The sequence below is a fragment of the Lyngbya sp. CCY1209 genome (assembly GCF_035615495.1).
Lineage (GTDB): Bacteria > Cyanobacteriota > Cyanobacteriia > Cyanobacteriales > Microcoleaceae > Limnospira.
The window spans coordinates 1-12,861 of sequence record NZ_JAJENU010000610.1; the positions used below are offsets into that span (position 1 = coordinate 1).

Below are 12,861 nucleotides of genomic sequence, written 5' to 3' on the forward strand. Positions count from 1 at the left end.
CATCCCCCCCAGCCCCCCTTTGAAAGGGGGGAGAAAGGGGGGAGAAAGGGGGGAGTAAGGGGGGAGTAAGGGGGGAGTAAGGGGGGAACCGGATTGACTCCCCTCTCCCAGAATTGGGAGAGGGGCTGGGGGTGAGGGCGAGTGCCGCATTCCAACTTCTGTCCCCATTAATCTCATGCTCGATCAAAATCAAATCCCTTTACTAAAAGCCCTCAAAGACGTAGCCGATCGCCCCCACGCTGCCTTCTACACCCCCGGACATCGGCGGGGGCAAGGCATTCCCGAACCCCTGGCGGCGGTTTTGGGGTCGCAGGTGTTTCGGGCGGATGTGCCGGAATTGCCGGAATTGGATAATCTGTTCGCGCCGTTCGGGGTGATTCTGGAGGCCCAAGAACTGGCGGCGGAGGCGTTCGGGAGCGATCGCACCCGCTTTTTAATCAACGGCTCTACGGTGGGAATTGTGGCCGCTATCCTGGCGACGTGCAATCCGGGCGAGAAAATTTTAGTCCCGCGAACCGTCCACCGTTCCGTTATTTCCGGGCTGGTGATGTCCGGGGCGATCGCAGTTTTCGTCAATCCCGAAATTGACCCCGATTGGAATATCCCCCTGAGTCTCACCCCGGAGGCGATCGCATCCACGTTGCGACGACACCCGGACATCAAAGCGGTGCTGGCCGTGCACCCCACCTACCGGGGGATTTGCGGGGATTTGGAAAAAATTGCCGCGATCGTCCACACTCATCATATCCCCCTCCTCGTCGATGAAGCCCACGGCGGCCACTTCGGCTTTCACCCCGACTTACCCATTTCCGCCCTGGCTGCGGGGGCCGACCTGACGGTACAATCCACCCACAAGGTGTTGGGGGCGATGAATCAGGCCTCCATGCTGCATATTAAGGGCGATCGCATCGATATTTCCCGCCTCGATCGCGCCCTGGAAATGCTCCAGTCCACCAGTCCCAGCTACCTCCTCCTCGCCTCCCTGGACGCGGCCCGCCACCAAATGGCGACTCAAGGGAAAAAACGCATCGACCAGGCGCTAAAATTGGCAGGGAGAGCAAGAAATCGACTGCATCAACTGCCCCTTTTGCGGGTTTACGATGCCGAATCCCGTCCGGGGTGTCTGGCCCGCGATCGCACCCGGTTGACCGTCGATGTCGCGGGTTTGGGTCTGAGCGGCTACGAAGCGGATGAAATTCTGCACCGGCAGTTTCGGGTGACGGCCGAGTTGCCGGATTTTCAGAATTTGACTTTTATCGTGAGTCCGGCCAACACACAGCAGGACATCGACGACATGGCGGAGGGGTTCGCGGGTCTGATCCGGCGGGCGGAGGAATTGGAGCGGGATTCTTGCCGATTTCCCCGCACCGTTCTTCCCACTCCCCCGGCGTCCGTCCCGGCCCTGTCTCCCAGAGATGCGTATTTCGCCGAAACCGCCCAACTCCCGATCGGGGAGTGCCGCGGCCGGATCGGTGCGGAGTGCATCTGTCCCTATCCTCCCGGAATTCCGGTCCTGTGGCCCGGAGAGGTGATTTCCGAGGAGGCGATCGCATTCCTCAGACAGGTCCGCGCTTTGGGGGGGCAAATCGTCGGATGCGGCGACCCGAGTCTGGAAACCCTGCGGGTGGTCGTCTAGATCCCACAATCTGCAAACCTTCAACTCAACCCACACCGAATCTATGTCTTCCTCACTCTGGCCCTACATCACCCCCGGCATCCCCGACGAACTGTTCGAGCGCCTACCGGGAATTCCCATGAGTAAGCGCGAGGTGCGGTTGCTGTTGATTTCGTATTTGCGCTTGCGGCCGGATTCGGTGGTTTGGGATATCGGCGCCGGGACGGGGACGATTCCGGTGGAAACGGGGCTGCTGTGTCCCCAGGGCCGGATCGTCGCCGTGGAGCGGGATGAGGAGGTCGCCCATTTGATCCGCAACAACTGCGATCGCTTCGGCGTGACCAATGTTGACGTGATCGAGGGGAGTGCCCCCGAGTGCCTGCACGACCTGCCCCACCGCCCCCACCGGGTCTGTTTGGAGGGGGGGCGGGCGATCAAGGATATCCTGGCGACGGCTTGGAAATACCTGGAATCCGGGGGGCGAATTGTCGCCACCGCTTCGAGTTTGGAGAGTTTGTATTTGATTTCGGAGGGGTTTGCCGAGTTGCAGGTGCGGAACGTGGAAGTCGTCCAGTCCTCCATCAACCGTTTGGAGGGCCGGGGCGGGTCCGGGAGTTTTGCGGCGATCGACCCGATGTTCATCCTCAGCGGCGAGAAAATGGACTAGCCCGGGTGCGATGCCCCCGGACCGCCAACCTTCATTGCAATATTTAACCTTTTAACCTTTCATTAACGGTCATACTGATAAACTGTGGGGTTGGAACGGCTCGGCCGTCCGACCCGGCGGGTTCGCACTGGGAATGCTTCTTAATTATGCCTTGGTCTCGTGTCATCAGTGGAATTGTGGCGATCGCCCTGGCGTTAGTGATGCTGACGCTGGGGGGATGGTACTTCACGCTCGGTTTTGGGGTCATCGTCTACCTCGGCCAACTCGAATACTTTCAATTGGTGCGGGCGAAGGGCATCGAACCCGCCGGGAAAACCACCCTCGCCGTCAGTCAGGCGTTGTTGATCACCGCCGCCCTGGCTCCCCCCCTGGTGGACGCCATGTTCGCCTTAGCGGGAACCCTGATCTGTTTTTACCTGCTGTTCCAACCCAAACTCTCCACCATCGCCGATATTGCCGCCTCGATTTTGGGACTGTTCTACGGCGGCTATTTGCCCAGCTATTGGATCAGACTGCGGGTGGGTTTCGACGCCTTTCCCCCCCCGGGCACCACCGCGATCGCCGATCCGCTCTCCCTGCAAGGTGACTGGCCGGTATCCTGGCATCTGTCCTACCCCCTCACCCAAGGACTGACCGTCACCCTCCTCGCCTTCGGCTGCATCTGGGCCGCCGACATCGGCGCCTACATCGTCGGCAAATTTTTCGGCCGCACCCGCCTCTCCGACATCAGCCCCAAAAAGACGGTGGAAGGGGCGGTGTTCGGCGTGTTGGGCAGCATCGGGGTCGCGATCGCCGGGGCCTGGTTCCTCCGCTGGCCCGGATTTCCCTGGACGGGGGTCGCCCTCGGCTCCATCATTGGCATCGCCAGCCTCTTGGGCGATCTCACCGAATCGATGATGAAACGGGATGCGGGGGTCAAGGACTCCGGCCAACTGATCCCCGGCCACGGCGGCATCCTCGATCGCGCCGACAGCTACGTTTTCACCGCCCCCCTGGTCTATTATTTCGTGACCCTAATTTTGCCTTGGCTGGCGAAATGAGGGAATCGGGAGTCGGGAATCGGGAGTCGGGAAAATTTCACTTTTCACTTTCCCCAACTACGGTTTAACCCAAATAATTCCCCGCAGGGTGAGTTGTTCGGCACTGACGCCGAGATCCTGAATGTCCACGTCGGAACCGAGATCGAGGGTCATGTCCGACCGATGGGTTTCGGGGACAAGGTGGGGCATCTGAAGGCGAGGTTCGGCCAATCGGAGTTGGGTGGGACTGGCCAGTTGTAATTGGGTCGTCAAGGTGAGGGGGACGCCGGTTAAATCGGCCGTCAGTTTGAGGCGGTTTGCTCCCAATGTCAATTGCAGGTTTTCCAGGTTCCCCGCCGGTAGGAGAAAGTGGGATCGGAGCAGTTGGGTGAGGGCATCGGCGAGGAGGGGGGATCGGGCCGAGGCATCGAGGTCCCCGGCGTAGAGTTGCAGGTCGCACTCGACGGGGATGGGTTCGAGGAGTTGTAGGGGTTTGCCCTGCAGGACTTGGCCCAAGTTGATGCGGATGCGGGAAGCGTTGAGGGCGATTTGACTCAGGTGCAGGCCTCGATAAATTACCCCTCGCGCCGAGACCGAGACATCGGGAATTCGGCCGCTCAAGAGCGATCGGTTGTTCCCGCCGATGTGAATTTTCAGAGATTCGACCCGCTCCGCCTGCGATCGCAGGTAGAATTGCACCGCCGCGGACAGGACGGTTCCGATCAGTTTCTTTTGTTGCGCTTCAGTCGCTTTCACTTTTTTCACTCCCCAACCTACCATTGCTGATGTTGACCCCCCCCGATGGGGAGGCCCATTGAATGTCCGTGGATTGTAACCTCTTCCCTCGCCGTCTATCAAGAAAATGCCATGTGGCCGCGGCCGAATTCGGAATCGTGGCGGGTCAACAAGGGTTGGGAGCCACCGGATGTGATAGAACAGAAGCAAGAGTCAAACACTCACCCCGGCAGAAGCACCGAATCGAGAATCGCAGCATCTCTCCTGAGACGTAGGAAAAATTACGGGTCGGTGTAAGATTTGTACAGAGTTGGTGGATTTGTGCAACAATTTAGCTCGGCTCAGTCCAAATTGTCTGAAAACCTGTTCACGACAGGGCGAGTCGTTTACCTCTGGCTGCCCGCCACCCCGGCCGTCAACGCCGGGTTTCGGCCATGACATAACTGATCGGTTCAAATTTCCGACATCCTGCACACCTATGGATGAAAGGCTACAAAAAATCATAGCTCGCTGGGGTATCGCCTCCCGCCGTCATGCGGAGGGGATGATCGTCGAAGGACGGGTGAGGGTGAATGGCAGCACGGCGCATTTGGGTCAAAAGATCGATCCGACTCGCGATCGCGTCGAAATTGACGGACGGCCGGTGCAACCATCCCAACAGACTCAACCGATTTACCTGCTTTTAAACAAACCTCTGGGTGTCGTTTCCACCTGTGCCGATCCGCAGGGACGGCGGACGGTTTTGGATCTGTTGCCCCCCCACTGGCGGGGGGGCCGGGGCATTCATCCGGTCGGCCGGTTGGACAGCAATTCCAGCGGGGCATTGTTGCTCACGAATGACGGCGAACTGACATTCCGGCTCACCCATCCCCGCTATCACGTCCCCAAAACCTATCGGGTCGTCGTCCAAGGTAGCCCCCCCGAATCGGCTTTGGAGCGGTGGCGGCAAGGGATTTTGCTCTCCGGAAAAAAGACATTACCGGCGAAAGTTCGGCGCTTGGGGAAGCGCCGGAGTTCACAAACTGTATTGGAAGTGATTTTATGTGAAGGTAGAAATCGGCAAATCCGCCGAGTGGCAGAATCCCTGGGATATCCCGTGGTTCAACTGCACCGCACGGCGATCGGACCGATTCACCTGAACCCGACTGGACAATTGGAATTACCTCGCGGTCACTACCGGCCCCTCGAAACCTCTGAAGTGCGTTTCCTCAAACATCGAGTCGATCTCGAAACGGTGAGTGTATCTGGAAATTTGGCAGTCGATCTTGAGGAGGACGGCATATGAAACTGACTCTCAGGCCCCCAATGTTTAAATTGAACACGAATTCTCAGAGTCCCGGGCAACAGCAAACTCGATTTGATACCGAACAGGTGCAGCGGTTATCGGATATTGGAGAGCAGTTGCGTCAGACCCGCATCGACCATTCCCTCTCGTTGGATATGGTGGCGACCTATACTCGCATTCGCTCCCACTTGCTGCGGGCCCTCGAAGAAGGCCGGATGGATCGCCTTCCCGAACCCGTTTACACCCGGGGGCTGATCCGGCGGTACGCCGACGCCCTCGGATTAGACGGGGAAGAATTGGCGAATTTCTTTTTGCCGGAACCGACGGGGCGATCGCTCCAAACGTCCTTGAAATGGCTCCGCGCTCCCCAACTGCGGCCGAGCCACCTGTATCTGACTTATATTCTGCTCGTTATTTGTGCCATCAACGGTTTATCCTATTTGATCCGGACTTCTCCTGAAGAAGCCGTCACCGAAGCCGAACCGGGCGGCGAATCGGTGGAAATGGCGCGAAATTCCGCGCCTCCCTCAACTTCCCAACCGGCCACGGTGAAGGTGGAAAACGCTTCCCCCTCCCCGAGTGCGACTCCGGACCCGAAACCCGTCATCCGGGATGTGGAAGTCGGAATCACGGTCAAGGACGAGTCCTGGGTTCTGGTCGAAGTGGACGGCAAGACCGAATTTCAGGGGATTTTATCCGGCGGCACCCAGAAAAGTTGGAAAGCGAAGAATGAAGTCGTGGTGGTCGCCGGAAATGCCGGGGGCGTCCTCGTCACCGTCAACGACGGCGAAGCCAAACGCCTCGGAGAACCCGGAATGGTGGAAGAGGCGGTTTTCAAGGTGGGGAATACCCAAGGAACCGACGACACTCCGAGTTCCTAACCGGCGAAGGGGGGGCGATCCGGGAAAATCCCCCGATCGCCCCACACCTTACACCCGATTGAGATCGGACATTATCGCGGCGATCGCCCGTAGGTGTCGGTCCAGAACTTGAGGCGATCGCGGAGTTCGTCCGTCAGCATCCCCGGTTCGCACCGCCAGGCCCAGTTCCCTTCCGCCGTGCTGGGTTTGTTCATCTTGGCTTCGCTCCCGAGTCCCAACACGTCCTGCAGGGGAAAAACCGCCTGATTCGCCACGGAAGACAGGGCCAGCCGGATCATGTCCCAGTGGATGCCGTAGTCGAGGACGGCCCCCAAATACCGAGTCACCCGCGCCTGTTCCTTCACCGTCCGCCGGTTGAACCAGCCCACGGTCGTATCGTTGTCGTGGGTCCCCGTATACACCACCCAGTTGGGCGAGGTGTAGTTGTAGGGCAGATAGGGGTTCTCCGGCCCCGAGTCGAAGGCGAAATGCAGCACCTTCATCCCCGGCAACTCGAATTTATCCCGCAGAGCCTCCACCTCCGGGGTGATGATCCCCAGATCTTCGGCGATAATCGGCAGCCGCCCCAACCGCTCCTCGATCGCGTGAAACAAGCCCTCTCCGGGGGCGCTGACCCACTGGCCATTCATCGCCGTCGTCTCCCCCTGGGAAACCGCCCAGAAGGACTCCAAACCCCGGAAGTGGTCGATGCGGATCAAATCGACGTAATCCAACATCGCCTGAATCCGCTGCACCCACCACTCGAACCCATTTTGCTGGAGGCGCTCCCAGTTGTAGACCGGATTTCCCCACAGTTGGCCGGTTTCGCTGAAGTAATCCGGCGGCACCCCCGCCATCAGCGCGGCTTCCCCGGTTTCCCCGTCCAGACAGAAAATTTCCGGGTGCGCCCAGACGTCGGCGCTGTCGTGGGCTACATAAATCGCCAGATCTCCGAAAATCCGAATCCCCTGTTCGTTGGCGTAGCGCTTCAAATTCGCCCACTGGCGGTTGAACGTGAATTGGAGATATTTGTGATAATAAATATCCTCTCCGAGCTTCTCCTTCCATTTGCTCACGGCCTCTGGCTTGCGCCGGGAAATGCCGTCGTCCCAAGTGTGCCAACTCGCGTCCCCCTGGGCGTCCTTGAGAGACATGAAAAAGGCGTAATCTTCCAGCCAGTAGCTCTTTTGGTGGCAAAATTCGTGAAATTCGTGTTCGAGTTCCGGCGACCCATTTTCCCGAAAGTTCTGGAACGCTTTCTTAAATAGGGGGGTCTTCACCTCCCGCACCCGGTCGAAATCGACCATATCGGTGGGCAGGGGTGGGACTTCGGCCAGATCTTCTTCGGTCAGCAACCCCGCCTCCGCCAACATATCGGGACTGATGAGGAGAGGGTTTCCGGCGAAAGCCGAGTAGGAGAGGTAGGGGGAATTTCCGAACCCGGTCGGACCCAGCGGTAAAATTTGCCAGAGTTGTTGGTTGCTCTCGTTGAGAAAATCGACAAACTGATAGGCATTCGGCCCCAAGTCTCCGATCCCGTATCGACTGGGAAGGGAAGTGGGGTGCAACAAAATCCCGCTAGATCTTGGTTGAAATGACATAACAAACCTAGAGATATGAGTAGTTCAACGGGTCAAAGGGTGGATCGCCATCCGGACATCGATCGCCCAGCAGTACCTCCAAACCGACTGGCGATCGTGCCAGATCGGTCCGATCCCATCTGCAAACATCTTACCCGAATGGCTGTCGCCTGACGGAAAATTGCCAAATTCGGAGTCGGGGATGGGATGAGGATTGAGAAGTCGGTATTTTGGCCTCTCTTCTCTGGACTGGGGGCGAGTTTAGCAAAAAACGGGGAGAGCCCAATCTGACCAAAGTTAGAAATTTAATTTTGGCGATCGCAACTGTTTTGTATGGCGGGACACAGACAGACGATGCCGAATTTCAGAAAATTAAAGATAAATGAAAACAAAATGAATGATTTATGAAAGGGTCGATCCGATCGCAAATTTCCCGCATCAAATCGGCGATCGCGTGATAGTCTAGAAGTGAAGAGAGAAACCAATCGGGCCGTTTAAAAAGTTCCCGGGCGATCGCGATATCGATCGTTTCCGAAGTTCAGATGGCGAACTTTTTATCCCGTCTGCCCGTAAAATTGACAGACTCGAACGGACTGACTCGATCGCACCATGCTAACCGCTTTCACCGCCGGACTCCTACTGATCACCCTTTCCGAACTCGGAGACAAAACCTTTTTTATCGCCGTCATTTTGTCCCTGCGACATTCCCGAAAACTGGTGTTCGCGGGGGTGGTCGCAGCCCTGGCAACCATGACGGTTTTATCGGTGGCGATGGGGCAGGTCGTCTCATTCCTGCCGCCCATTTACCTGCACTGGGCGGAAATTGCCCTGTTCGCCCTGTTCGGCATCAAATTGCTCTACGAAGCCAGCCAGATGCCCCAAAATAAGGCGAATTCCGGGGAAGAAAAAGAAGCGATCGAGGCGGTGGAGGGGTCGAATTTTCCGAAACGCAAGGGCAATTTGGGAATCCTCACCGAAGCCTTTTCCCTCACCTTTATCGCCGAGTGGGGCGATCGCACCCAAATCGCCACCATCGCCCTCGCCGCCGCTTACCACCCCGTCGGAGTCGTCGTCGGGGCGACTTTGGGACACGCCATCTGTGCCGCGATCGCCGTTTTGGGGGGGCGGCTGATCGCCGGACACATCTCCGAACGCACCATCACCGCGATCGGCGGTTGTTTGTTCTTGGTTTTCAGCCTCGTCGCCTGGGTTGATGGCGTGGGAACTGCGGCGGTTTAGGGGGGGATAAAATAGCGATCGCACGTTTCCGGGACGCGATCGCGATCAGTATTAAAGATGCTTCCACTCGCCGGTTTTTCCCAACGATAAAAATGCCGGATGCCACTCCGTCAATCCGTCGTCAGCGGGGGTTTCACTCTCGTTCAATCTCACCGCAGCTAGAAACCGGGTTTCTTGCGGACAATCAGGTTGAGAAATAGGAACTCTTATAGAAACCCGGTTTCTTTTCTCCCCAATGTCTCAATTGCAACTCGGTCAGGGATGCGATCGCATCGGGTAATTCTGTCAGTCCCATTTGACTGAGATCGAGCTCTGTCGCTCCCTCCTGACGGGCAACTTCAATTTTTTCCTCAAAGTCAATCCTCAAAGTCAATCACTGTGGGGGCAACCGTCTCTGGTTGCCCGGTTGATGAGTAAATGGGTTGTCCGATTAATGAATTGCCAAACCCTATCATTCACCTAGGGCAAGCGCAGAGGCTTGCCCCCACAGATGGATTGGGAAATGGGTTGAAAAAGTGGGCTTTCCCCATCAAAACCGATACCGACATCAATTCTTCAAATTTTGCCGATCGCCTTTTTTCACCCCCTCCCCATCCGGCGGGTGGGAATTGTTCTCAGGGTGATAACCGTTGCCGTTGCCGTTGCCATTACCATTGCCATTTCCATTCGCCTCGGCATAGTAGATCGATTCCCCCAATTCCCCCGGCAGGTGCTTGGATTTGCCCGTCAGCCGAGATTGCAAATTGGTGGCGATCGCATAAAATACCGGCACCACATACAAACTCAGCAGCGTCGAAACCAACATTCCCCCCATCACCGACATCCCGATGGAGACGCGACTCGCCGCCCCCGCACCCGTGGCGAAAGCCAGCGGCATCACGCCGAAAATGGTCGAAAAAGCGGTCATCAAAATCGGGCGAAATCGCACCCGTCCGGCCTCGATCGCCGCCTGTTGAATCGATCGCCCCTGAGAGCGCAATTGGTTGGCAAATTCCACGATCAAAATCGAGTTTTTCGTCGAAAGTCCGATCAGCATGATCAGGCCGATGCGACTGTAAATATTCAACTCCAACTGCGCCATCCACAGCGCCCCGAACGCCCCCAAAAGCGACAAAGGAACCGCCAACAAAATCACGATCGGATCGATAAAACTCTCGAACTGCGCCGCCAGCGTCAGGAAAATAAACGCCAACGCCAGACCGAAAATGTAGACCGTCGCCTGTCCCGCCTCGCTGAACTCCAGGGACTCCCCAGCCAGGGCCGTCCGCATCGTCTCGGGGATGACGCGATCGGCCAAATTCTGCATCGCCTCCAACGCCTCGCCCAGACTGTACCCGGCGGCGGGACTGCCTTCTAATGTCGCGGAACGGAAGCGGTTAAAGTGGTTAATTTGCGGGGGAAGAGTGGAGTCGCGCACCGAAACCACGCTGCTGATGGGCACCATCTCCCCCGACTCGGCGCGGACGTAGAGTTCCTCAATATCCTCCGGACTGGCGCGATATTCTTTCTGAGCCCGGACGATAACATCGTAACGCTGGTTGCCCTCGTTGAAATTGGTGATATCCCGCCCCCCCAGCATGATTTGCAGGGTGCGGGCGATTTGCTGCACCGAAACCCCCAAATTTCCAGCCTGCGATCGCTCCACTTCCAGCACCAACTCCGGTTTATTCAGCTTCAAATCGGTGTCCACGTTCACCAATTGGGGCAGATTTTGCGCCTCCTTCGCCAACTCGTCCGACACGGCGGCCAACTCGCCGATATCCGTGCCCTGGAGGACGAACTGCACCGGCTGGCCCCGCCCACTTCCGGGGAGGGAACTGGGGTTGATGGGGAAGATCATCGCGTCGGTAATGCGGGAAAACTGGCCGAACAGCCGTTTGACGATCTCCTGCTGGGACTGGCCGGGTTCGGTGCGTTCCGACCAGGATTTGAGGCGGGTAAAGGCGAAACCCCGGTTCGCCTGGGAGGCCCCCCGCCCGAAACCGGTGATGGTGAAATAGGCTTCCATTTCGGGGACGTCAGCCAGCACCTCCTCGACCTGTTGCACGACATTATTCGTATACTCGATACTCACCCCTTCTGGCGCGTTGATGGGAATAAAAATACGGCCGCGATCTTCGGTGGGGAGGAACCCTTGGGGCAGTTGGACGAACAGCCAAGCCGTCAGTCCCAAAGCCGCCACGAATCCCACCAAAACCACGGGTTTAGCCGCCATCATCATCCGCAGGGTGCGATCGTAGGCTGCCTGGATGCGCCGCAGCAGCCAGTCGAAGCCGTTGAGGGGGGCAGAAAACAGCCGCATGATGGGATTGTTGCTGGCGTGGGAGGGGGTCAGCAGTCGCGCCGAAACCGCCGGCGCCAGGGTGAGGGCGACGAAGGAGGAGAAGACGACGGCGATCGCGAGGGTGATGGCAAATTCGTTGAAAATTTGTCCGGTGGAACCGCCGGAAAAGCCGACGGGGACGAAGACGGCGATCAGGACGACGGTGGTGGCGATGACGGCGAACACCACTTCCCGCATGGCGTGGATGGCGGCGGGGAAGGGGTGCATTTTCTTTTCGTCGATGTAGCGGACGATATTTTCGAGTACGACGATGGTATCGTCCACCACCAGTCCGGTGGAGAGGGTGAGGGCAAACAGCGTCAGGACGTTAATGGAAAAGCCCAGGAAGAACATCGCCCCGAAGGCGCCGATCAAAGAGACGGGGATGGTGAGGGTGGGGATGAGGGTAGCCCGCCAGTTTTTCAGGAAGGCGAAGATCACCAATACGACGAGAACGATCGCCAACAATAACGTTTCCCACACTTCATCGATCGCCACCTGCACGAATTCGGAATAGTCCACGGCGATGGTGTAATTCATCCCCTCGGGGAAGCTCTCGGAGAGTTCCTTAATTCTGGCTTTCACCCCGTTGGCGACTTCCAACAGGTTGGCGCCGGAGAGTTTGCTCACCCCCAGGGCGACGGCGGGGGTTCCCCGGAACCGGGCGATGGTGCGATCGCTTTCGGCCCCGATCTCGGCGTAACCGACATCCCGGAGGCGAATTAACGCCCCGTCGGGGTTGCGGCGGATGACGAGATCTTCGTATTCGGCGGGATCTCTCAACCGCCCGAGGGTGCGGACGGGATATTCGGTGCTTTGCCCCTCGATGCGTCCGCTGGGGATTTCCACGTTTTGCCGTCGCAGGGCGTCTTCCACGTCCAAAGCGGTGACGTTGCGAGCCGCCATGCGATCGGGGTCCAGCCACAGTCTCATGGCGTAGCGCCGCTCTCCCCCGATGAAGATGCTGCCCACCCCATCGACGGTTTCCAGGGCGTTTTTGAGGAAGCGATCGGCGTAGTTGCTCAATTCCAAGTTGGAGAAGCGATCGCCGTAAATGGCGATCCACATGATCCGATCGTCGTCGCTACTCTCTTTGGAAACAACCGGGGTGTCCACGTCGTCGGGAAGTTCGTCCGTCGCCCGCGAAACCCGCGATCGCACGTCCTGGGCGGCGGCTTCCAAATCGCGATCGACGTCAAACTGAGCGGTAATGGAACTGATCCCCTCCCGGCTGGAGGAAGTCAGGGTTTTCAACCCCTCCACCCCGTTAATTTCCGCCTCCAAAATTTCCGTCACCTCCGTTTCCACTACCTCCGCATTGGCACCGGGGTAGGTGGTGCGGACGGTGACGACCGGGGGATCGATGCTGGGATATTCCTGCACCGGAAGCCGGGTAAATCCGACCAATCCGATCAGGACAATTAACAATGAACAAACCGTCGCAAAAACCGGACGCCTGATAAAAAAGTTGGTAAACATAGGCAGGGTGTAGGGTGTAGGGTGTAGGGTGTAGGGAGGAAAGAGAAGAGAGAATAGAG

Annotated in this window: 9 protein-coding genes; 6 read left to right on the forward strand and 3 right to left on the reverse strand. The window is 57.9% G+C overall.

Annotated elements, in window-relative coordinates:
- The first annotated feature begins 175 nt into the window (after positions 1–175).
- The 3 genes from LKE08_RS22990 (at position 176) to LKE08_RS23000 (ending at position 3,322) form a co-directional block, all read left to right on the forward strand.
- Entirely contained in the window at positions 176–1,636 is a 1,461-nt protein-coding gene (locus LKE08_RS22990) for an aminotransferase class I/II-fold pyridoxal phosphate-dependent enzyme (protein ID WP_324706606.1), read from the forward strand.
- A gap of 43 nt (positions 1,637–1,679) precedes the next feature.
- Positions 1,680–2,282, forward strand: coding sequence for a precorrin-6Y C5,15-methyltransferase subunit CbiT (cbiT, locus tag LKE08_RS22995; protein ID WP_324706607.1), 603 nt, complete (start codon positions 1,680–1,682; stop codon positions 2,280–2,282).
- A 146-nt stretch (positions 2,283–2,428) separates the two neighbouring features.
- Positions 2,429–3,322 (forward strand): phosphatidate cytidylyltransferase, encoded by an 894-nt coding sequence (locus tag LKE08_RS23000; RefSeq protein ID WP_324706608.1) that lies wholly within the window; start codon positions 2,429–2,431, stop codon positions 3,320–3,322.
- A 57-nt stretch (positions 3,323–3,379) separates the two neighbouring features.
- Here LKE08_RS23000 and LKE08_RS23005 read toward each other — a convergent pair whose 3' ends face one another.
- The gene (locus tag LKE08_RS23005) at positions 3,380–4,057 is read right to left on the reverse strand and encodes a DUF2993 domain-containing protein (protein WP_324706609.1); all 678 of its coding nucleotides are present in this window, start codon (positions 4,055–4,057) and stop codon (positions 3,380–3,382) included.
- 457 nt (positions 4,058–4,514) lie between these two features.
- On the opposite strand from LKE08_RS23005, the gene LKE08_RS23010 reads away from it, so the two are divergent.
- Positions 4,515–5,321 (forward strand): pseudouridine synthase, encoded by an 807-nt coding sequence (locus LKE08_RS23010; RefSeq protein WP_324706610.1) that lies wholly within the window; start codon positions 4,515–4,517, stop codon positions 5,319–5,321.
- Positions 5,318–6,202 (forward strand): RodZ domain-containing protein, encoded by an 885-nt coding sequence (locus LKE08_RS23015; protein WP_324706611.1) that lies wholly within the window; start codon positions 5,318–5,320, stop codon positions 6,200–6,202. The genes LKE08_RS23010 and LKE08_RS23015 overlap by 4 nt, the downstream gene beginning before the upstream one ends.
- A 71-nt stretch (positions 6,203–6,273) precedes the next feature.
- Here LKE08_RS23015 and malQ read toward each other — a convergent pair whose 3' ends face one another.
- Positions 6,274–7,782 (reverse strand): 4-alpha-glucanotransferase, encoded by a 1,509-nt coding sequence (gene malQ / locus LKE08_RS23020; protein ID WP_324706612.1) that lies wholly within the window; start codon positions 7,780–7,782, stop codon positions 6,274–6,276.
- A 588-nt stretch (positions 7,783–8,370) separates the two neighbouring features.
- Between malQ and LKE08_RS23025 the strand changes: the two genes are divergently transcribed.
- Entirely contained in the window at positions 8,371–9,000 is a 630-nt protein-coding gene (locus tag LKE08_RS23025; RefSeq protein WP_324706613.1) for a TMEM165/GDT1 family protein, read from the forward strand.
- Between the two features lie 547 nt (positions 9,001–9,547).
- On the opposite strand, the gene LKE08_RS23030 is transcribed toward LKE08_RS23025, so the two are convergent.
- Positions 9,548–12,802: an efflux RND transporter permease subunit gene (locus LKE08_RS23030; protein ID WP_324706614.1), complete on the reverse strand. Its 3,255-nt coding sequence runs from the start codon at positions 12,800–12,802 to the stop codon at positions 9,548–9,550.
- Between the last annotated feature and the right edge of the window lie 59 nt (positions 12,803–12,861).

Coding starts and splice junctions, on each gene's coding strand:
- LKE08_RS23030 (WP_324706614.1), bottom strand. CDS start 12,802: ATGTTTACCAACTTTTTTATCAGGCGTCCGGTTTTTGCGACGGTTTGT.
- LKE08_RS23010 (WP_324706610.1), top strand. CDS start 4,515: ATGGATGAAAGGCTACAAAAAATCATAGCTCGCTGGGGTATCGCCTCC.
- cbiT (WP_324706607.1), top strand. CDS start 1,680: ATGTCTTCCTCACTCTGGCCCTACATCACCCCCGGCATCCCCGACGAA.
- LKE08_RS23015 (WP_324706611.1), top strand. CDS start 5,318: ATGAAACTGACTCTCAGGCCCCCAATGTTTAAATTGAACACGAATTCT.
- LKE08_RS23000 (WP_324706608.1), top strand. CDS start 2,429: ATGCCTTGGTCTCGTGTCATCAGTGGAATTGTGGCGATCGCCCTGGCG.
- LKE08_RS22990 (WP_324706606.1), top strand. CDS start 176: ATGCTCGATCAAAATCAAATCCCTTTACTAAAAGCCCTCAAAGACGTA.
- LKE08_RS23025 (WP_324706613.1), top strand. CDS start 8,371: ATGCTAACCGCTTTCACCGCCGGACTCCTACTGATCACCCTTTCCGAA.
- malQ (WP_324706612.1), bottom strand. CDS start 7,782: ATGTCATTTCAACCAAGATCTAGCGGGATTTTGTTGCACCCCACTTCC.